The sequence below is a fragment of the Micromonospora sp. LOL_013 genome, from assembly GCF_048060315.1.
Classification (GTDB): domain Bacteria; phylum Actinomycetota; class Actinomycetes; order Mycobacteriales; family Micromonosporaceae; genus Micromonospora_E.
On sequence record NZ_JBHMIQ010000055.1, the window covers coordinates 1 to 20,283 of the forward strand.

A 20,283-nucleotide genomic window follows, 5' to 3' on the forward strand; every position below is an offset into this window, starting at 1 on the left:
AGCGGGCATGGCCGGTTCTGAGGGGGCCCCGGCGCAGCAATGCGCCGGGGCTACCCGACGAACGCTGGTTCGGCCACCTCACCGAACGGAACATCCGGCGCGGCGTCCGCAAGAGCGTCCAAGCCCTGGAAGCCGACATCCGTTCCTGGATCGCCGACTGGAACACCAACCCGAGACCGTTCACCTGGACCAAGACCGCAGAAGAGATCCTCGAGTCACTCGCTCGATTCTGTAGGCGAATTTCCGGCGCAGGGCACTAGCGCCCAGAGCGACGCGGCCGGCCAGCGCGGCTTACTTGCCCGGGTTCTCCCGGCGTCGGGCGACCAGTTCGTCGGCCATCGGCGCGAGCTCAGCGTCGGTGAGCCGACGGCTGCCCTCGGCGGTCACGGCCATCACCACCGGATAGATCTTACGGAGCAGGTCCGGGCCGCCGGTCGCGGTGTCGTCCTCGGCCGCGTCGTACAACGCCTCGACCGCGATCGCTGCTGCCTCCAGCGTGGTGAGCCCTGGCCGGTAGCGCTTCTTCAACGACGACTTGGCAAACAACGAGCCGGAACCGATCCCGTCGTACTGCCGCTCCTCTGACAGCGAGCCGGCTACATCGAAGCTGAAGATCCGGCCGGCCTGCGCTGGCGACGGCGCGTCCAGGTCGAAGCCAGCGAACAGCGGAATCGCCGCCAGCCCTTGCAGTGCGGCACCGAGATTGTTGCGTACCATCGAGGCGAGCCGGTTCGCCTTGCCGTCCACCGAAAGCAGCGTGTACTCGATCTTCTCGTAGTGCTCCAGCTCGACCTGGAACAGCCGAATCAGCTCGATGCCGATGCCGGCGGTGCCGGCGAAACCGATCAGCGAATACGCGTCGGCGGGATAGACCTTCTCGATCTCGCGGCTCGCGATCAGGTTGCCCATGGTCGAACGCCGGTCACCGGCCATCAGCACACCCTCTGCGGTGACCAGGGCCACGATCGTGGTGGCGTGCGGCACCATGCGATCTGGCACGGCAGCCGGCAGCGGACGCCGACCCGGCAGCAGATCGGGCGCCACCCGGGTTACGAACTCGGTGAACGACGACGACAGGTTAGCGTCGAACGCCGCTGACAGCCGCCCTCTGGAGAGGTCTAGATTCGCTGACACACCGGCCCCTTTCGATGTCGCCCTACCCGCACCGGCGTCGCGTCACGGCGGCGAGCCGTCCGGAACGTTGTCACATCCTACCGCAATGGCGTCAGCCGCAGCCGGCTCCGGCTGGCTACGCCGACTCCTGTTCGACCAGATCGGTCACCAGCTCGCGCAGCGCGCCGGCCGGTTCGGCACGCTGCAACAGGTAGAAGTGCCCGCCTCTGAAGCTCCGCAGCACCGGTCGGGTGATGTTCCGCGCCCACTGGCTGGCCTGCGCGGTGTCAAGATAGGGGTCGTCGCGACCGAACCAGACGTGAGAAGAGACGCCAGTGTCGACCGGTTTGGGCGCCACATACGTGTCGGCCAGGTGCAGGTGCAGTCCGAGCAGGTCGGCCGCGTGCGCCAGCAGCTCCGGATCGGCGAGCGCCTCGGGTGGGCAGCCGCCTCGATCGCGCAGTTCGTCACGCAGGCGGGCGGGCGGCCAGAGCCGGAACGGCTTCGCCGGATGTCGGGCCGCGTGGGGTTGACCCGGTTTGACGGACAGGGTCGGTAGATTGATCTCACGCTACCCTGCTCGCTGGCCTGCGGGAATAGGCCGTCGCCTCATACTCGGCCGGACTCATATAGTCCAAGGTGGAATGATGGCGGCGGGTGTTGTACCACCCCTCGATCCACTCGAAGATCGCCGCACGGGCGGCGGCCCGGGTCGGCCACGCCCTCCGATCGAGCAGTTCGGTCTTGATCGTGGCGAAGAACGTCTCCGCGGACGGCGTTGTCCCAGCACTGACCCCGCCCACCGACCGACAACCGCACCCCGTTGCGGTCGGCGAGCCGGGCGTACTGCGCACTCGTGTACTGGGCAACCCCTGTCGCTGTGGAAGATCACCGGCCCGGTCGGGCGTCGGACGGCGATCGCGTTGGACAACGCCTGAGCGGGCAGATCGGTCCGCAGGTGGTCGGCGGTCGCCCAGCCCACAACCCGGCGTGACGCGATGTCGATGACGGTGGCGAGGTTCAGCCAGCCCTCCCACGTGTGGATGTAGGTGATGTCGCCGCACCAGCGGGTGTCGACCCGGCCTGCGGCGACGTCGAAGTCCCGGCGGATCAGGTCCGCCGACAACGCCGCACCCGGGTCGGGCACGGTCGTGGTCCGCCACCGCTTCGGCATCCGCCCACACAACCCGGCGTCCCGCATCAGCCGGGCGACCCGCTTGCCGGAGTGCCGCCGCCCCTGGGCGGCGAGTTCGGCGCGGACCCGGGGTGCGCCGTAGGTGCCGGCCGAGTCGGCGTGGATCTCCGCGATGCGGGCGGCAAGGTCGACGTCGTCGCGTTCCCGCCGCGACGGCCCGGCACGGTGCTGGTAGTAGGCGGACCGGGAGACCTCCAGCAGCTCACAGGAACGCTTCACGTTCCCGCCGGGCCGCGCTTTCTCCGCCTCGATGAACGGGTACACGTTCACCGGGTCTCCCTCACGAAGAAAGCCGTGGCCCGTTTGAGGATGTCGACGTCCTCGCGGAGCCGGCGGTTCTCCCGCCGCAGCCGCGCCAACTCGTCGCGTTCGTCGCTGGTCAACCCGTCGCCGCGGGTGCCGGCGTCGATGTCGGCCTGCCTGACCCACTCACGGACCGCGGTCTCGGTCAGGTCGAAGTCCCTCGCGACCTGCGCCACCGATCGGTCACCCCGCCGGCACACCTCGACGATCTCCGCCTTGAACTCCGGCGTGAACGCTCTGCGCGGCCGGCGTGGTTTCTTGCCCATGCCTTCCATGATGAACATCCTCCCGAGGAGCACACAGCCCCTCTGAGCTGGGATGTCCGTCAAACCGGGTCAGGCCCACCCCGTCGCCTTACCGAGGACGACATCCGGCGCCTCGTCGGCAGCTTCGATGACATCCGCAACACGCTGCGGGACGCCGACAGCAGGGACAAGAGCAACGTCTACCGCGAGCTACGACTCGCCCTCACCTACAACCCCGGCCAAAACAAAATCAGCGTCGAGGCTAAGCCTGACGCTGATTACTGTGGGGTAACTGTATGTGTCCGAGGGGGGACTTGAACCCCCACGCCCTATACGGGCACTAGCACCTCAAGCTAGCGCGTCTGCCATTCCGCCACCCGGACCTGCCCGGACCACTCTACCGCCCCCATCCGGTAGGTCGACAGCCGGACGTCGACACCGTGGGGCCGGCGGCTGAGGGCCGCACGGGGCAAGACTGTACACGAACGGAGTGGATCATGCACAACCGTGCTGACGGGCGTTGCCGGCCGGCACGGCGACTAACCGGAGAGGAGCACCTGGATGGTGCCTGCCACTGCGGTCACCGCGTCGAGCGGGGCGTCCGCGAGTCGGCAGATCGTTACACCGAGCAGTAGCCAGGCTCCGCGCCTGGTTACCGTTCTGCTCGACCCGGAGCTCCCCGCTGACGAGGACGCAGATCCGGTAGGACTCCGGATCACTGGCCCGGATCAGCCGTTGCGTCCGGAGGGCCACGCCTTCGATGTCGGACCGCCAGCTGGTCGTCTCGATCTCATATCGGCCGACCTGGGCGATCCGCATCGCGGCGGTGAGGGACAGCGACGATCGGCCACGAATTTCCACCGGCGCCACCTCGGCCGTCGCTTCCGCTCGGTAGTACTCGTAGCGGTCCAGCGGATGGACCGACCCGGTGTCGTAGAGGGTACGCACTGCAGATCACTTCCTACTCGAGAACTCTCCTGTCAAGAAGAGTGTCGGGCACCGCAGGCCCGGTGGAGTTGGCTGTGGACGCACAAATCACACTGCCGTGCGTCGATCGACTGACTGCCGCCTTCCAGCTCACCGTGGCCGCCGGCGGTGGCCAGCAACGGCCCGGCCTGGGGCATGTCAGGGCATGTCAAGGGCCGTTGTGCCCCTGCCTGACAGGCACTGGAGCCGCGAAAAACCGCAGCGGCCCCTCTACGATCAGTCGTGGACGTACCCCCTGATGAGGAGGAATCCGCTCGTGACTGCCGTGACCGATCAGCGCACCCCGACCGGGGCCGGCCGCGCCGGCGCGGACGACGGGCTGCTGCGGGTGCTCGCCGCGCCCGATGACGCCGAGCTGGCGCAGTTGGACGCCTGGTGGCGGGCCGCCAACTACCTGACCGTCGGGCAGATCTACCTGCGGGGCAACCCGCTGCTGCGCGAGCCGCTCGCCCCCGAGCACATCAAACCGCGGCTGCTGGGCCACTGGGGGACCAGCCCCGGCCTTTCGTTGATCTACGCCCACGTGTCCCGGCTGATCCGGCACACCGGGCAGCAGACCATCTACCTCACCGGCCCGGGCCACGGCGGTCCGGCGCTGGTCGCCGCCGGCTACCTGGAGGGCACCTACACCGAGATCTATCCGGACGTCACCCGGGACGAGCCCGGCATGCTGCGGCTGTTCCGGCAGTTCTCCAGCCCCGGCGGCATCCCCAGCCACGTCTCGGTCACCACTCCCGGTTCCATCCACGAGGGCGGTGAGCTGGGCTACGTCCTGGTGCACGCGTTCGGCGCGGTGATGGACAACCCGGACCTGCTGGCCATCGCCGTCGTCGGTGACGGCGAGGCGGAGACCGGCCCGCTGGAAGGCTCCTGGAAGGGCGTGTCGTTCATCAACCCCGCCCACGACGGCGCCGTACTGCCGATCCTGCACCTCAACGGCGCGAAGATCGCCGGGCCGACGGTGCTGGGCCGCAAGGACCGCGCCGAGGTTCGTTCGCTGCTGGAAGGCCACGGGTACGAGGTCATCGAGGTCGAAGGCGACGACCTGCCCGGGATGCACTTGCGGTTCGCCGCCGCCCTCGCCGACGCCTGGGGCAAGATCCGCCAGATCCAGGAGGCCGCCCGCTGCGGCGACTGGGACGGCTCCCGCCCCCGCTGGCCGCTGATCATCCTGCGGTCGCCGAAGGGCTGGACCGGCCCGGAGCAGGTCGACGGGATCACCGTCACCGGCACCTGGCGGTCGCACCAGGTGCCGCTGTCCGGTGTCCGGGACAACGCCGACCACCTGGCGATCCTGGAGACCTGGCTGCGCTCGTACCGTCCGGAGGAGCTGTTCGACGCCGACGGCGCGCCGACCGCGACGGTGACCGGCGTCAACCCCGACGGCGACCTGCGGATGAGTGCCAGTCCGCACGCCAACGGCGGCCTGTTGACCCGTGACCTGGACATGCCCGACTTCCGCGAGTACGCGGTCGACGTGCCGCAGCCGGCGCAGCTGCGCGCCGAGTCGACCCGCAAACTCGGCGAGCTGATGCGTGACATCTACACCCGCAACCCGGACCGGTTCCGGCTGTTCTGCCCCGACGAGACCAACAGCAACCGGCTCGGCGCCGTCTTCGAGGTCTCCGACCGCGGCTTCATGGAGCAGGTGTACCCGTCGGACACGGCGATCAGCCGTAACGGCCGAGTGATGGAGGTGCTGTCCGAGCACAACTGCCACGGCTGGCTGGAGGGCTACAACCTGACCGGCCGGTACGGCATGTTCGCCACCTACGAGGCGTTCGCCATGGTCAGCGCGTCGCAGACGGTGCAGCACGGCAAGTGGTTGCAGGAGGCGGCGCACCTGCCGTGGCGGGCCAAGGTACCGAGCCTGAACATCCTGCTGACCTCGACGGCCTGGCGTAACGACCACAACGGCTTCTCCCACCAGGGTCCCGGGCTGATCCAGGTGGTGCTCAACCAGCGGGGCACCGTGTCGCGGGTCTACCTGCCGCCGGACGCCAACTGCCTGCTGTCGGTCGCCGACCACTGCCTGCGGTCCAGGTCGTACGTGAACCTGGTCGTCATCGACAAGCAGCCGCAGCTGCAGTGGCTGACCATGGACCAGGCGGTCGAGCACTGCGCCAAGGGTGCGGACATCTGGGAGTGGGCCGGCACCGACGACGGTAGCTCGGAGCCGGACATCGTGCTGGCCTGCGCCGGTGACGTGGTCACCATGGAGACGGTCGCCGCCGCGCAGATCCTGCGGGAACGGCTGCCCGGCATGAAGGTCCGGGTGGTCAATGTGGTCAACCTGATGCGGCTGCCCCGGCAGAAGGACCACCCGCACGGCATGAGCGAGACGATGTTCTCCGAGCTGTTCACCGACTCGGTCGACGTGGTGTTCGCCTTCCACGGCTACCCGGGGGCCATCCATCAGCTGGTGCACGGCCGGCCGGACGCCGACCGGTTCCGGGTGCGGGGCTTCATCGAGGAGGGCACCACCACCACCCCGTTCGACATGACGGTCCGTAACCGGGCGTCGCGCTACCACCTGGTGATGGACGCGATCAACAACGCCCGGCGGCTGCCGCGCGGTGCCGCCGATCTGAAGGCCTGGTGCGAGCAGCAGCTCGCCAAGCACGAGGCGTACGTGGTGGAGCACCTGGAGGACATGCCCGAGGTGCGGGACTGGTCGCTCGGCGACTGGGCCAACCAGGGCTGAGCGCACCCGCCCCCGACTAGGCTGTCCACATGGCAGTCGTGAAGATCAACGCGATCGAGGTCCCTGACGGCGCCGGCGACGAGCTGGAGCGACGGTTCGCCGCCCGCCAGGGGGCGGTGGAGAACGCGCCCGGTTTCCTGGCGTTCGAGCTGCTGCGCCCGGTCGCGGGGGAGGGCCGTTACTTCGTCTACACCCGGTGGGAGAGTGAGGAGGCCTATCAGGCGTGGGCGGCCGGCCCGGCTCGGCAGGCCCACGCCACCGGGGACGGCGAACGACCCCGCCCGCCGGTGGCGACCGGCGCGAGCCTGCTCGAGTTCGAGGTGGTGCAGTCGACCAGCCGGTAAACGGGGTATACCTGCGCCCATGATGTGGCTGTGGGCGGTACCGGGTGGCGCGTTGATCGCCGTGGTGGTGGTCGACGTCTGGTTGACGATCCTGCATCCGGATGCGGAGGGTCCGGTCGCCGGCGCGGTCCGGCGTTCGGTGTGGCGGCTGTCGTCGTTTGCCGCCAATCGTCGCCGGCGGCCTGAGCGGACGTTGCTGGTCTGGGCCGGGCCGCTGCTGGTGACCGGCACCTTCCTGGCCTGGATCGTGCCGCTGGTGTTCGGGGTCGCCCTGCTGGTGTGGCCGCACCTGGACGGCTACCACCGGGTCGCCGGCTACGGCCCGACCGGTTTCGCCGACGCCCTGTACTTTTCCGCCGGCACCCTCACGGTGCTCGGCTACGGCGACCTCACCCCGGACACTCCGGCGCAGAAGCTGCTCGCGGTGTGCGTCGCGGCGCTCGGCTTCGCGTTGTTCGCCGCGCTGGCGACGTACCTGATCGAACTGATCACCGGGTTGACAGTGCGGAACCGGTTCGCGCTCGCCGTGCACGACCAGGTAGGCGGCAGCGACGGCGTCGGGCTGACCGTGCGCAGCCTGACCACCGAAGGGGTTGACGCCACCCGCCAGCGCTGCGCGGACTGGGCTGCCGACCTGCGCGCGATCGACGACACCGTCCGCCGGTACCCACTGGTGGCGCTCACCTACCGGCCGCGGCGGCCGGACTACGACCTCGAGCCGGCCCTGGAACATGTCATCGAGGCGACGGTCGCCGCGCTGCTCATCGCCCGCTGCGCCACCTGGCGCGGTCTCGGGCCACGGGCTGAGGAGCTGGCGTACGCCCTGTTGCGAATTCAGGACACGATCGCCCGTCGCTACCTCGACGACACGGTCCTGGACGCTAACCACGCCGACGCCGACGCCGAACAGGGGGCCGCCGCCCGGGCCAGCGCACCCTTCGACGACGCCGACCAGATGCTGCGGCGGCTGCAGTCGCGGCTCGCCGCCGAGTTGGGCGCCCGGTACGACCAGCCGGCGAGTCGGGACGGTCTGGTCGGGGTGGTGCTGGCCCGGTCCGTGCCGTTCCTGGCCGGTCTACGGGGCTGGTCCGCCCCGTTGGTGACGCTGCGCGACGTCGACCGGTCCGAGACGGGCGTGGGTGGATGTGGTTAGCTGGCCGCTGCCGACGAAACCGATGGGAAAGGAGATGTCGGACGTGTCCGACGCCCTGGTCAGCGCCGCGATCGTGGTCGGAGCGGCGGCTGGTGCAGCACTCGCCGTCGCCGTCGCCTACCGTATCCTCCGCTTCGCGGGCCGCCGCTCCGCGCTGCTCACCGACATCTCCCGGCGCGCCTTTTTGCCGACGGCGATCATCGCCGCGCTGCTCGCCGCCCGGTTCACCATCCCGATCGCCACCACCAACGGCTGGCATGAGCCGGTGCAGCACGCCATCCTGCTGGCCACCATCGCCACCGGCGGCTGGCTGGTCGCCACCCTGCTCGGACTGGCCGCCGACACCGCCCTGCGCCGCTTCCCGATCGATGTCAACGACAACCTCGCTGCCCGCCGCGCGCACACCCAGATCACCGTGATCCGTCGGGTCGCGTTCGCCGTCGTCGGCGTGCTCACCGTCGGGGCGATGCTGGTCACCTTCCCGGCGGCCCGCGCCGCCGGGGCTAGTGTGCTCGCCTCCGCCGGCCTGGTCGGCGTGGTCGCCGCGCTTGCCGCACAGAGCACCCTCGGCAACATCTTCGCCGGCCTGCAGCTCGCCTTCGGTGACGCGTTGCGCCTCGACGACGTGGTCGTCGTCGAGGGCGAGTGGGGCCGCATCGAGGAGATGACCCTCGGCTACGTGGTGGTGAAGATCTGGGACGAACGCCGGTTGATCCTGCCGTCGAACTACTTCACCACCACCCCGTTCCAGAACTGGACGCGTACCGCCGCGTCGGTGCTCGGCACCGCCGAGATCGACGTCGACTGGAGCCTGCCGGTCGAGTCGATGCGTCAGGAACTGCGCCGCATCGTCGAGTCGGAGGCGGCGGCGGCGCTGTGGGACGGCCGGGTCTGCGGGCTGCAGGTGACCGGGGCGACCGACGGCAACATCCGGACCCGCGCGCTTGTGTCGGCGGCAAACTCGTCGGCGTTGTGGGACCTGCGGTGCCTCGTCAGGGAACAGCTGGTCGCCTGGGTGCAGGAACAGCATCCGCAGTCGCGGCCCCGGGTCCGCGCCGAGGTCGGCGGCCACGACAGCGGTACGTCGCACCCGGCGGCCCCGCTGCAGCGGGTCAACCTGTCCGACCCCGCTGCGGTCGAGACCACCCCCGGCGTCGGTGACCAGAACTCGTCCGCCGACCGCCGTTAGCAGCAGCTACGTCACGGGGTCGAACCCGTGGGAACTTCCGCGCTGCCACGTCCGACTCAACTATCGGAAGACCCCGAACGGGGAGACAAGCGCCGGCAACCGGGTGGCCCCGGTAGCCGGCCCACCCTTTGTATCCGAACAGGGAGAACACGACACGTGAACATCAACGGATCGGACCGCTGGCGTACCGCTGTCGCGGTTGTCGGCTTCGCGTCGGTCGGCGTCCTCGCCGGCTGCGGCGACGACTCGTCCGGCTCCACCGACGCCGCCGACACGTCCACGGAGCCGTCGGCGTCGGCCTCCGCGATGTCCGACGGGATGGACGGGACGGACGGGATGGACGGGATGGACGGGATGATGATGAATGACCCGTCCGCCACGCCGGCCGATCAGATCGACGGTGCCGTGGAGGCCACGTTCGCCCTACTCGACACCCGGCCACCGGGCACCGACGACGCCGCCGGGACCGCCTGGCTGGCGCAGACCGAGGACGGCACGACGGTCACGGTGAAGTTGACCGGGCTGGAGCCCGGTGCGGAGTACATGGGCCACCTGCACGCCCAGGAGTGCGCCGCCGACAACGGCGGACCGCACTTCAAGTTCGACGAGAGCGGCCCGGAAACCCCGCCCAACGAGGTCCACCTCGGCTTCACCGCCGCCACCGACGGCACCGGCACCGCGACCGTCACCAACGAGCAGCAGGTCGGCGACGCCGCCAAGTCGGTGGTCATCCACCCGATGGAAGCCATGGACAACCGCCTGGTATGCGCCGACTTCTGAGTCACGCCGCGGTCCTGGCCTGCGCGGGGGTGGCGGCGGTCGCGTTCGCCGCTCCCGCGTGGGCGCACACCGAGCTGATCTCCGCCGCCCCCGGGCCGGGCGACGAGGTCGCCCCCGGTGTGGAGACCATCGCGTTGACATTCGGCCCGCTGTCCGGCACCGGCGAACGGCAGATCACCGTCACCGGCCCCGACGACACCGCTGTGGCGGTGGGGGAGGCGGTCGTGGTCAACGCGAAGACCCTGTGCGCCACCGTCGACCCGCTGACCACCGGCGTACACACGCTCGCGTACGAGGCGACGTCGGCTGACGGACACGAGATCAGCGGCAAGTTCTACTTCGAGGTCGTCAACGGCGGGAGCGACAGCGCCGACCCGGCCGACTGCGCCCGCGCGGTGCTGCCGGCACCGGGCACCGCAGCGGAACCGGAACAAGCCGGCTCCGTCGACGGCACCGACACCGACGGCGGTACGGCCGACACATCCGCCGCCGGGTCGGACGACCGGGGCAGTGGGCTGCTGCTGCCCGGGGCCGCCGTCGGCGGCGGGGGACTGCTTGTGCTGCTGGTCGTCGGCTGGCTGCTGCGCCGACGGGTCCGGCAACGCCCAGCCAGCTGACCGGCGACGCCACCGGCTGACAGACAGCCCGGCCGGCCGGCTCGACGTCGAGCCGGCCGGCCGGGCTCAGCCCGTGCGGTCGCGCTGCAACGCGATCGCCTCGTCGAAGTCGCCCCGCCCGGGCAGCACCGTCGCCAACTCGGTACGCGCCGACGGCGCTGGTGCTCTTCGGACCCTGGTTGGGCAGTCCGCCGAGAGCGCTGACGCTGTGGTTTGTGAAACCGTGGGGGTGGTGCTGGTCGGGGTCGCCGATCCGTTTCGGTCGGGACTCATCGAGTTCCTCTCCGTGTGGGGCTGGGTCGACAGTGGACTCACTAGACCTCGATGGTTCAGGCGCCCCGAAGAGCTGTCTTGAAAAGCTGCGCCGTCGGCGTCAATGCCTACATTCAGTCATATCGAGTGAGGTTTCCGGGAGGGTCTGGCCGGCCGCCGACGGCAGGAAGCTCAACCGGCCGCAACCGCGTGTCAAATAACGACCACCAAGGGTGACGGCTGTCGTGGTTGGGGTGCGGTGCTTTGCCGAAGTGAGACAACTCGGTGGCTCCGGGTACTGGCGCACCATGCGGGCGAAATGAGAATGTATGCGCCGCGACGCAGTGATCGGACCCGGACAGGCTGTCAGCCGGAGGTGGGATATCGATGTCCGACGAGGACATTCAGCAGGATCCGTTGCCCGTCGAGCGCTGGCTCACGTCGGCCGAGGGCCAGCCGACACCCGATGACCTGCCCCGCCGGCTCGGTTCCGCCCCGCGCTGGCCCCGACCGCCGGCGGACAGCCCGCTCTCGCTGGCCACCGCCCGGCTTAGCCAGGTCAGCTGGTCGAGCCCCACGACGATCGACGGCGAGGTCACCGACAGCACAGTGGTCGCCGGCACGGCCGCAGGCGGCCCGACTGCCGCCGGGTCGGGCCGGCGCGGCGGAGCGCGCGGTACCCGCGCCCTGTCCGCCACGCCCGCCAAGCATGCCGACCGCTCGACGACACCGCCCCGCCGTGCCGCTATCGGCGCCGTGGCGGTCCTTACCGCCGCCGTCATCATCGTGACTGTGGCCACCAACCGGGGCAACCAGCAGAAGCCGATCCGGGGCGAGTTCGTCGCGGGTGTCCCGAGTGGCGCAGCCACCGGAACCCTTCCCCGCAGCCCGAACACCGTACCGTCGGCCGTTGAGCCAACCTACGACGCCGACGACGCCGACCGGGTCGGCCCGGTCGGCGACCCCGCCCGCGCTGCTCCCGCCCCGGACCCGATCGGCGAGTCGACGCCGGCAGCACCGCCGCCGACCACCGAGCCGGCACCGGACCCGAAGCCGACCGCACCCGCCTACCTCACCCTGACCGTCGGCGGCACGTTCGGGCTGGAGCCGGTCAACCTGCCCGGCCGCCGGGTGCGGCACCGCAACTTCGACGGCCGCGTCGACATCGTCGACCAGCGCAGCAAGGCCGACGCGGCGTTCGTGGTCCGCCGAGGACTGGCCAAGTCGAGCTGCATCTCCCTGGAGGCGGTCAACTTCCCCGGCTACTACCTGCGCCACAAGAACTTCCGCTTCTACCTGCACCGGGTCGACGGCAGCGCCCTGTTCCGGGCCGACGCCACCTTCTGCCCGGTCACCGGACTGACCGGGCAGCACACCTCACTGCGCTCCTACAACTACCCGGACCGCTACCTGCACCACGACGGCAGATACCTGAAACTCTCCGAGATCGGCAGAGGCGCCAACGCGTCCTACGCCACCTTCATCGTCCGTACCCCGCTGTAGGCGGGGTCGGTCGGGTGCCGGGGTCGCGGCGCATCGACCACAGCGGCGGCCCGCCGGGGGAGAGGTGCCGTGGGCCGGGCGTGCGCCAACCGCGCACCGCCAGCAGGTCACGGGCGTACTCCTCGTCGGTGACGGTGTGCCCGACCAGCCCGGCGGCGTCCAACGTGCGCTGATGATGGTCGAGCAGCGCCGCGCCGATGCGGCGGCGGCGCAGCCACGGCGCCGCCGCCAGGTACACCAGCTCGTGGCCGACCACCGGCTCCGGTGCGGACCCGTCGGCCAGCCCCGCCGACAGCCCGGCCGACGGCCCGACCGGCAGCCGCAACGCCGCCGCCCGGTGCTCGTCACGCACCGCCCGCAGGTGCGCGACCCGCCGCCGGTAGATGCCGGCCGCGCCGAGCACCTCCCGCTCGTGGTCGGTCACCGTCGCCAACCGCATCGGGTACGGCTGCCAAACGGCCACCCCTTCCCGGTTGCCGGCGACGTGCACGACGCCGTGCGTCAGCCCGTGCGTCAACTCGACGTCGAACAGCCGCAGGAACGTGGTGTACCGGTTGGACACGTCGGCGATCAGCCAGCCGGCCACCGGGTTGGTCACGAACGCCTCGGCGAGCAGCGCCGCCAGCTCGGCGATGTCGGTGACGTCGGCGTCCCGTACGGTCATCTCGGATTCCATCGTGGTCTCTCCAGTGGGTTCGGAACGGGTGACGGCCCGCGCCCAGCCGAGGAACCGGGCGTACGCCGCCGCCGGGGTCAGCCCCGGCAGGTCGAGGGCGGCCGCCGCGGACCGCTCGGCCACGTACATACACAGGCCGATCCGGTCGTACGCGGCGACAAGTTGCGCCTTCGCCGGCTGACACGGCCACGGTGCCCGGCACACCCGGCACCGCCACGACGGCCGCGCCGCCACATGCTCGGCGGTCACCGGCCGGCGGCCCGGGGCGCCGACCGCGCCCGGGGCGACCAGCGCCGCCCGGTCGTCGGCCGGATGTCGAAGGTGACGAACTGCCGGGAGCCGCAGTCGGGGCAGCGCAGCGTCTGCCCGCAGGCCGGGCACCAGCGCCGCCGCAGCCGGCACAGCAGCAGACCCGGCGGAATGCCGAGCACAAAGCCGGCGGCAATGAACGCGAGGGCGGTGAACATTCCATTTCCTCCCGAGCGAAGATCAATTAATCGTGCGGGCAGGAGCGCATGCGCCGGGCCCGCCGCAGCCGGTCACGGGGGTTTCCCGACTGCGGCGGGTGACTATGGACAGCACCGGCATCAGTTATCTAAGTTGGACCGCATGCATAAGACAAGGCGCGATGCGCCCTTATCGTCGTGGGCAACCCCTGGTCGAGGTCAGTCATTTCCATGCCGAGCGCCTTCACGATTATGAAGGCGCTCGTCAGTTGATTGTCCACCACGTTGGTGACTACACTCACCACAGAGGATGAAGGGGGCGAGCGATTTGTCCGGCTCCATCGGCACAACCCTGCTCCGCCGACACATCGGCCGCTGGCTCACCGTGTTGCGGGAGGCTGCCGGCATCAGCCAGGACGCCGCAGCTCAAGCACTGCAACGCGGCTCCTCCACCATCTGGCGCATCGAGGCCGGCGACTCGCGGATCCGCTTCCGCGACGTCGACGTCGACGCCATGTGTACCCTCTACCGGGTCTCCCCGGAGACCCGCCACCGCCTGCTCACCATGACCAGGGAGACCCGCGACGCCCCGAGGCGTGCCTGGTGGCACGACTACACCGAATCGGCCCTACCCGCCTGGTTCGGCCTCTACGTCTCCCTCGAAGACAGCGCCGCCATGATCCGGCAGTACGAGTCCGAGTTGATACCCGGTCTGTTGCAGACACGGGAGTACGCCGAGGCGGTGAACCGGGTACTGACCGGCTATGTGACAGAGGAAGACATTGAACGGCGAGTCACGGTCCGGATGGAGCGGCAAAGCCTGCTCAGGGCACCACGTCCACCACACCTGCGAGTGATTCTCAACGAAGCAGTGCTGCGGCGGGAGGTCGGTGGTCGTCAGGTCATGGCGGATCAGCTGAGGCGACTGATCGATGCCATCCGGCAGTTCTCAGTGTCCATCCGTATCCTGCCGTACTCGGCAGGTGTCCACGGAGCCATGACCGCGACCTTCACGCTACTCAACTTCCCGAATGCCCCACTCAGCCCCGATCCCGTTGAGCCGCCACTCGCATACGTGGACACCCTCACCGGGGCGCTCTACCTCAACAAGGCTGATGAGCTTCGGGCCTACGAGATGGTCTGGAACCACCTCGACAGCCGTGCGCTCGATGAGGAATCCTCGACGCAGATGATCAGCGATGCATTGGAGGCATTAGAGCAGTGACCAGACTGACCGGCGCCCGTTGGCGCAAGAGCACCCGCAGTGGCGCTGGCGGCAACTGTGTCGAAGTAGCGACGAACCTGCCCGACGTCATCGCCGTACGGGACAGCAAGGACACGACCGGCCCGGTCCTGACCTTCGCCCCCGCCCAATGGGTCACCTTCACCACCCACCTGCCCACGCCTGACGCCCGCTGAGACTAATGGTGGCGGCTGGCCGGTACCCGGCCAGCCGCCACCAAAACGTGCAGTCTGGCGTCTGAAGTTGATCTAGGAACCTCCGGTGACCACGCTCCAAGCGTGGGGTTCCGAACCGCCAAACCCCTACGATTGGGACATAAACTGCTCGTGAGCAACGCGAAGCCAATCGTGATTGGTGAATACTCGCAGCTCGCGAGCCGCTGCGCCGGACCTCCGGGTCCGGCGAGGATCGCAACGTCGGCCTGGTGCTCGTCGTCGCCTTGGCCGTCGGCGCTGCGCCGGACCTCCGGGTCCGGCGAGGATCGCAACATCGAATCCAAACGCGAATCCTCCGGTGCCGGTGTCGCTGCGCCGGACCTCCGGGTCCGGCGAGGATCGCAACTCAAGTACATCCGGCGGTAACGGTGGCGTCCGGCGGGAGCTGCGCCGGACCTCCGGGTCCGGCGAGGATCGCAACTCCGGCATGTCGGCGTTGGGCTACTGCGTCTACCTGCTGGCTGCGCCGGACCTCCGGGTCCGGCGAGGATCGCAACCAACGCGGCCCGCTGCTTGTCGCTCAGGTCCTGGTTGCTGCTGCGCCGGACCTCCGGGTCCGGCGAGGATCGCAACCGATCGGGTTGACTGGCGCGTGGCAGTATGCGCGCAGTGCTGCGCCGGACCTCCGGGTCCGGCGAGGATCGCAACACGGACGACGGCGCAGATCGGCGGGCCGCCTGATGCGGCTGCGCCGGACCTCCGGGTCCGGCGAGGATCGCAACCTCGCTCACCTTGCCTCAGTCCGCCCGTCGCGGACGCCGCTGCGCCGGACCTCCGGGTCCGGCGAGGATCGCAACGGTGACGTCAAGGCCGTTACCGTAGATTGCCACTGTTGGGCTGCGCCGGGCTGCGCCGGACCTCCGGGTCCGGCGAGGATCGCAACAACTGCGGTTTCAACCTACGGTTGATGATCCTCAGCTGCGCTGCGCCGGACCTCCGGGTCCGGCGAGGATCGCGACTACGCGCATTAGCGTTGAGTCATCGTGCGCGGAGGCGTAGCGTGTCCAACGCGATACTCATCGACGTGACCTGCGCTTGGCCTCTTGACCGCGCCGAGCCCTGGTCAGGGTCTACCTGCGCGGTTGCCTGACTCGGCTGCCGTCGGTCGCTAGACCTACCTGGCTGCCTACATCCTCACTGTCCGCAGCGGCCAGGACGGCGTCCAGGAGGCCGGGGAACCGGGTGTGCAGGTCCTCGCTGCGCAGGACGACGTAACACCGAGTGCCTTCCTGCCGGGTACGGGTAAGCCCCGCGTCCCGCAGCACCCGTAGGTGGTGGCTCAACGTCGACTTGGAGACCGGGACCCGCAGTGCTCCCCAGCCCTGTTCCTGGCCGTCGGACAGCAACCGGACCAGCCCAACCCGGATCGGGTCACTGAGTGCCGCCATCACCTCAGTGAGAACCATCTCCTCGGGATCCGGGTGCCGTGTTTCCTTCACCCCCACATGGTACCTTGTTCGATGTTCTACGAACGTCGAACGAAAGGTGTTGTGATGATGGAACCCAACGACAGTGGGTCGTTTGCGGACCGTGTTGTCATCGTTACCGGAGCGGGGTCGGGAATCGGTCGTGCGACCGCGATCGCATTCGCCGAGGCCGGCGCGCACGTCCTCGGCGTCGGGCGCCGTAAAGACGCGCTGAACATCACCGCGCAGCAGCACCCACGCATCGCCGTGCTTGCCGCCGATATCCGCGCCACACATGCACCCCAGGCAGTCATCGACGCCGCCGTTGACCGATGGGATCGGGTCGACGTCCTGGTCAACAACGCCGGTGCCACGACGATCATGCCGCTGGCCGACGCAACTACGCACGGCATCGCCAACCTATTTGATCTTCACGTCACCGCGCCCAGCCTGCTCGCTCGCGCGGCCCTGCCCCACCTGCAGCAGACCCAGGGGTCGATCATCAACCTTTCCAGCACGTACGGGCACCGCCCGGCACCCGGCATCGCCCACTACGCCGCCTCCAAGGCCGCCCTGGAACAGCTCACCCGATGCTGGGCACTGGAACTAGCAGCCACAGGAATCCGAGTCAACGCCCTGGCCCCCGGCCCCACCGAAAGCGAGGCCCTGACCGCCGCCGGCCTCCCCGAACCGGTGCTCGACCAGATCAAGCAAGACGAGGCCGGACGGATCCCGCTTGGCCGTCGGGGAGAGCCCGACGAGGTCGCCACATGGGTCCTCCGCCTGGCTGACCCCGTCGCCACCTGGCTGACCGGACAGATCCTCACCATCGACGGTGGCCTCGAACTCACCTGACATCACCCGGACCAGCGCCGGTGACCCGCGCAAGCGCTCGTCAAACTCGTTGCTTAGTGTGGACACTGCACTGAACCTTGTATCCGGCGAGGATCGCAACCAGGCTTCAGTCATGGCCTCTACGTCGCATGTGGTGGTTGCGCCGGGTCTCGGGGCCGGCGAGGATCACAACGCCGGACGTGTCCGTCGACTATTCGGACGGTGGACCGACGAGCTGGCGGATCTTGTCCAGCGTCTCCTGCGCGTTGTTGTCGGCAAGCTGGCGCAGCACCTTGGCCGTGCTCCTGCTGGGGTTGAGAATCGCGTTGACTACGGCAGCGATAGGACCAGAGGTCAGGTACACGACCACCTCCTGCTCCTGGTATTGGGGCAGATCAGCCGGAAGATGCCGCAGTCCGTACGCTTCAAGCTTCTGACTGATCTCGGCACGTACGGTCGAGCCGAGTCGCCCAGCGCCCTCGATGTCCCGCAGCACCTGTGCAGTCGTACCGAGGACCCCGCCCTCATCAGCCACCCGCCGACGCAGTTCCTCATAGCTCGTGGGGTTCATCCTGCCGGCTGGTTCCGGCGAGAGCATGGCGTCCGGCGGGTCTACTCCAGGTCGAACTCGGCGGTGGCGACATCCTTGTCCAGTCGCAGCAGCCAAGACGCGCCGATCACCCCGGCTCCGGCAACCGCCGGCTTGGCTCGGATGATCTGACTGCGTCGGAGGGCGTCCGCAGCGCCGGCGCTGTCGCCGGCCGCTGCGCTTGCTCTGCTCAGGTTGTGTAGCACCGCTGCGAGGTTGGGGTCGACGTCGGTCGCCGTGTCCAGGATGGAAGCCGCGCGAGCGAGCAGGTCCTTTGCCTGTTCCGGCTCGCCCAACGCTTGGCGGACGGCGGCGAGGTCGTTGAGGATCACGGCAACGTCCGGGTGGGCGGCGCCGAACGCCTGATCGTAGATGCCAAGTGACTGCTCCAGCACCTGGCTTGCCTCCTCTGATCTGCCCAGTTCGTGCAGGATCACACCGTGGTTGATCAGGTCGGCGGCCAGGGCAGGATGCCGGGTGCCCAGAGTCTCGGTGTCGATCTCGACTGCCTGTTCGGCGCAGCGGCGGGCAGCAGCGAAGTTCCCCGCGTCGGCGTACGCGTTCGACAGGTTGTTCAGCGAGGTGGCGACATCGGGGTGGCTGACCCCGAAATGGGCCCGCCGGATGTCGACAGCGCGCTCGTGCGCGCGAACTGCGCCATCGGCGTCGCCGGCCTGCCGTTCCACGTTGCCGAGGTTGTTCAGCGTCGTCGCGCAGGCGGGGTGATCCCCACCGAGCGTGTGCTCCAGGATCGTCAGCGCCCGGAGGTGGTAGTCCCGCGCCTTGCTGAGCGAACCTAGACCCCGCAGGACCGTACCGGAGGCGTTGAGGGCGACCGCCAACCGGGGATGATCCTGGCCGCGATTGGTCTCTCCCAACTGGATGGCTTCTTCGAGCGCGGCGAGCGCTTCCGGAAGTCGTCCGCTCGCCCGCAGCGCCATTCCGGTGCGGGTCAGGATCTCCGGCAGGTCTGGAGTGGTGAAGTCGTGCGGCCGGCGCAGAATGTCCATGGCCGCGCCCAAGACGCCGAGGGCCTGCGCGTACTGCCCCTGGATCCGGAGATACTCGCCGACCCGGGCGTACAGCGAGACCACTTGGCGGAGCGCGACGTTGTGCTCGGCGGCGTGTCTCGCGGCGGTGAGCGCGTGCGGGACGACAGTGTCACAGACCGGCCAGTTATCAGCTGCCGTGACATCGAGCGGCAGCGCGTGTTCGGCATAGATTGCTGCGATGCCCGCGCAGCGCCGACGGTCAGCGGCAGTCAGCGACTGCCGGGCCAACGTCTGCACCAGCCGGTGTACGGTCAGGCCGTCCGGGCTCGCCTGTAGCAGCGAGTACCGGCTGAGGATGCTGACCGCCTGGTTGTAGACGATCCGGTCGTCATGCAGGGGACGCAGCCGGCGTGGATGGTCCGGCGACCACGACCGCAGCATAGTGTGCGGGATACCCTCCGGGCTCAGGAAAGCGCAGAGGCTCAGCAACTCCTGCGCGATCGGCAACTCTTTGCGGATCGTCGCCACTGCCGTCAGCCAAGTGGACGCCACCGTGCGCGGATAGTTGGACAGCGAGCCGAGAGCCAGTACATCGGCGGTGCGTGAACGCAGCAGATCCAGGTAGTCACGGATCGACGTCGAGGTCTCCTGCATGTAAGACGATGCCTGGTCGAGGGCCAGCGGCAAATCGCCGAGGAAGGCGGCGAGCGCGTCGGCGTCGTTGCGCTGGCCGGCCGGCGGCGCCAGAAACGCGACGGATTCCGACCGCTTCCACGGCGGCACGATGATGACGGCGGCGTTGCGCCAGTGCTGGTTCCTCGTGGTCACGAGGACGTGCCCGGACCGCCGCTGCGGCAGGTAGTCGTCGACCAGTTCCTCTGCTTCGGCGTTGTCGAAGACCAGCAGCCAGTTGTCGCGCTCCGCCAACCAGTGCCGGATGACGTCGATCTGCTGGGGCTGCGGACTCGCCGGATCGACCGGCAATCCGTGCGCGCCGGCCAGCCCGAGAAAGTCGTCGTCGAGCGTGACACGGTTCTCCGCCCGTAGCCACCAGACGACCGGGTACTCGGACCGGTAGTTCTCCACGTACGCGAGGGTGAGTTGGGTCTTGCCGACTCCGCCGAGCCCAGCGAGGGCCAACCGTCGCTGCTCGACCAGCGACTCGTGCATCTCAGTGAGAAGCCCGGCCCGGCCGGTGAACCGAGGGGTGAGCTTCGGTCGTGGGGTGCTGGGCGGAAGCGGTACCCGGTCGGTCGCCATCGTCATCTCCTCCGCTGCAATGTCGCGTGTCGTCACGAACGCCGACGCCACCACGAGCGCGAGCCCCAACCCCGCGAGCAGCAACTGGCGTACCGGCGAGTCGACAACCGGGATGCGGACGCCGAGCATCTCCACCCCGCCGGCTGCGATCGCCGCTACGACGCAGACGATCCCGGATGCCGACAGCTGCGGGTCGAGCCGCCGCCCCGGGCGGACGCTCCAACGACGACGTCTCAT

19 protein-coding genes, 1 tRNA gene, 2 pseudogenes and 1 CRISPR repeat array are annotated in these 20,283 nt (G+C 69.2%); of the genes and pseudogenes, 11 read left to right on the plus strand and 11 right to left on the minus strand.

Annotation, left to right across the window (positions count from 1 at the left end; genetic code table 11):
* Window positions 1–260: pseudogene (locus tag ACFHWS_RS26640) on the plus strand (hypothetical protein); the annotation flags it as partial.
* A 31-nt stretch (window positions 261–291) separates the two neighbouring features.
* Here the strand turns inward: ACFHWS_RS26640 and prcB are convergent.
* From prcB to ACFHWS_RS26670, 6 genes and pseudogenes are all read right to left on the minus strand, one after another.
* Window positions 292–1,134, minus strand: coding sequence for a proteasome subunit beta (prcB, locus tag ACFHWS_RS26645; protein WP_416557514.1), 843 nt, complete (start codon window positions 1,132–1,134; stop codon window positions 292–294).
* 115 nt (window positions 1,135–1,249) lie between these two features.
* The gene (locus ACFHWS_RS26650) at window positions 1,250–1,678 is read right to left on the minus strand and encodes a thioesterase II family protein (RefSeq protein WP_416569392.1); all 429 of its coding nucleotides are present in this window, start codon (window positions 1,676–1,678) and stop codon (window positions 1,250–1,252) included.
* Between the two features lies 1 nt (window position 1,679).
* Window positions 1,680–1,967, minus strand: a complete 288-nt coding sequence (locus ACFHWS_RS26655; protein ID WP_416557524.1) for an IS3 family transposase — start codon at window positions 1,965–1,967, stop codon at window positions 1,680–1,682.
* Window positions 1,968–1,990: 23 nt separating this feature from the next.
* A pseudogene (locus ACFHWS_RS26660) lies at window positions 1,991–2,578 on the minus strand (IS3 family transposase); the annotation flags it as partial.
* Window positions 2,575–2,877: a transposase gene (locus ACFHWS_RS26665; RefSeq protein ID WP_416557515.1), complete on the minus strand. Its 303-nt coding sequence runs from the start codon at window positions 2,875–2,877 to the stop codon at window positions 2,575–2,577. The pseudogene ACFHWS_RS26660 and the gene ACFHWS_RS26665, both read right to left, overlap by 4 nt.
* Before the next feature lie 278 nt (window positions 2,878–3,155).
* A tRNA-Leu gene (locus ACFHWS_RS26670) sits at window positions 3,156–3,239 on the minus strand.
* Between the two features lie 842 nt (window positions 3,240–4,081).
* Here ACFHWS_RS26670 and ACFHWS_RS26675 point away from each other — a divergent pair.
* The 7 genes from ACFHWS_RS26675 (at window position 4,082) to ACFHWS_RS26705 (ending at window position 12,385) form a co-directional block, all read left to right on the plus strand.
* On the plus strand, window positions 4,082–6,547 hold the full coding sequence (locus tag ACFHWS_RS26675; protein WP_416556820.1) for a phosphoketolase: 2,466 nt from the start codon (window positions 4,082–4,084) through the stop codon (window positions 6,545–6,547).
* 29 nt (window positions 6,548–6,576) lie between these two features.
* Complete coding sequence (locus tag ACFHWS_RS26680; protein ID WP_416569377.1) at window positions 6,577–6,891, plus strand: antibiotic biosynthesis monooxygenase family protein; 315 nt, start codon at window positions 6,577–6,579, stop codon at window positions 6,889–6,891.
* Between the two features lie 19 nt (window positions 6,892–6,910).
* Window positions 6,911–8,044 (plus strand): potassium channel family protein, encoded by a 1,134-nt coding sequence (locus tag ACFHWS_RS26685; protein ID WP_416569378.1) that lies wholly within the window; start codon window positions 6,911–6,913, stop codon window positions 8,042–8,044.
* 43 nt (window positions 8,045–8,087) lie between these two features.
* The gene (locus tag ACFHWS_RS26690; protein WP_416569379.1) at window positions 8,088–9,233 is read left to right on the plus strand and encodes a mechanosensitive ion channel family protein; all 1,146 of its coding nucleotides are present in this window, start codon (window positions 8,088–8,090) and stop codon (window positions 9,231–9,233) included.
* 156 nt (window positions 9,234–9,389) lie between these two features.
* The gene (locus ACFHWS_RS26695; RefSeq protein WP_416569380.1) at window positions 9,390–10,013 is read left to right on the plus strand and encodes a hypothetical protein; all 624 of its coding nucleotides are present in this window, start codon (window positions 9,390–9,392) and stop codon (window positions 10,011–10,013) included.
* Window positions 9,998–10,630, plus strand: coding sequence for a copper resistance CopC family protein (locus ACFHWS_RS26700; RefSeq protein WP_416569381.1), 633 nt, complete (start codon window positions 9,998–10,000; stop codon window positions 10,628–10,630). Before ACFHWS_RS26695 ends, ACFHWS_RS26700 begins: the two co-directional genes overlap by 16 nt.
* 639 nt (window positions 10,631–11,269) lie before the next feature.
* Window positions 11,270–12,385: an AbfB domain-containing protein gene (locus tag ACFHWS_RS26705; protein ID WP_416556828.1), complete on the plus strand. Its 1,116-nt coding sequence runs from the start codon at window positions 11,270–11,272 to the stop codon at window positions 12,383–12,385.
* Here the strand turns inward: ACFHWS_RS26705 and ACFHWS_RS26710 are convergent.
* Both ACFHWS_RS26710 and ACFHWS_RS26715 read right to left on the minus strand, forming a co-directional pair.
* Window positions 12,363–13,310: a hypothetical protein gene (locus tag ACFHWS_RS26710; protein WP_416569382.1), complete on the minus strand. Its 948-nt coding sequence runs from the start codon at window positions 13,308–13,310 to the stop codon at window positions 12,363–12,365. The genes ACFHWS_RS26705 and ACFHWS_RS26710 overlap by 23 nt on opposite strands.
* Window positions 13,307–13,528 carry a hypothetical protein gene (locus ACFHWS_RS26715; RefSeq protein ID WP_416556832.1) on the minus strand — a complete coding sequence of 74 codons (222 nt, stop codon included), beginning with the start codon at window positions 13,526–13,528 and terminating at the stop codon, window positions 13,307–13,309. Before ACFHWS_RS26715 ends, ACFHWS_RS26710 begins: the two co-directional genes overlap by 4 nt.
* Before the next feature lie 289 nt (window positions 13,529–13,817).
* Between ACFHWS_RS26715 and ACFHWS_RS26720 the strand changes: the two genes are divergently transcribed.
* Window positions 13,818–14,732: a helix-turn-helix domain-containing protein gene (locus tag ACFHWS_RS26720; protein ID WP_416569383.1), complete on the plus strand. Its 915-nt coding sequence runs from the start codon at window positions 13,818–13,820 to the stop codon at window positions 14,730–14,732.
* Entirely contained in the window at window positions 14,729–14,926 is a 198-nt protein-coding gene (locus tag ACFHWS_RS26725) for a DUF397 domain-containing protein (RefSeq protein ID WP_416569384.1), read from the plus strand. Before ACFHWS_RS26720 ends, ACFHWS_RS26725 begins: the two co-directional genes overlap by 4 nt.
* Before the next feature lie 202 nt (window positions 14,927–15,128).
* Window positions 15,129–15,924: direct repeats of the CRISPR family, unit length 37 nt; unit sequence GCTGCGCCGGACCTCCGGGTCCGGCGAGGATCGCAAC.
* Between the two features lie 111 nt (window positions 15,925–16,035).
* On the opposite strand, the gene ACFHWS_RS26730 is transcribed toward ACFHWS_RS26725, so the two are convergent.
* Complete coding sequence (locus tag ACFHWS_RS26730) at window positions 16,036–16,371, minus strand: ArsR/SmtB family transcription factor (RefSeq protein ID WP_416569393.1); 336 nt, start codon at window positions 16,369–16,371, stop codon at window positions 16,036–16,038.
* A gap of 90 nt (window positions 16,372–16,461) precedes the next feature.
* Between ACFHWS_RS26730 and ACFHWS_RS26735 the strand changes: the two genes are divergently transcribed.
* Window positions 16,462–17,226 (plus strand): SDR family NAD(P)-dependent oxidoreductase, encoded by a 765-nt coding sequence (locus ACFHWS_RS26735; protein ID WP_416569394.1) that lies wholly within the window; start codon window positions 16,462–16,464, stop codon window positions 17,224–17,226.
* A 190-nt stretch (window positions 17,227–17,416) separates the two neighbouring features.
* Here the strand turns inward: ACFHWS_RS26735 and ACFHWS_RS26740 are convergent, their stop codons facing one another.
* On the minus strand, window positions 17,417–17,776 hold the full coding sequence (locus ACFHWS_RS26740; protein WP_416569385.1) for a hypothetical protein: 360 nt from the start codon (window positions 17,774–17,776) through the stop codon (window positions 17,417–17,419).
* Between the two features lie 41 nt (window positions 17,777–17,817).
* A complete protein-coding gene (gene fxsT, locus ACFHWS_RS26745; RefSeq protein WP_416569386.1) occupies window positions 17,818–20,283 on the minus strand; it encodes an FxSxx-COOH system tetratricopeptide repeat protein in 2,466 nt (821 codons plus the stop codon).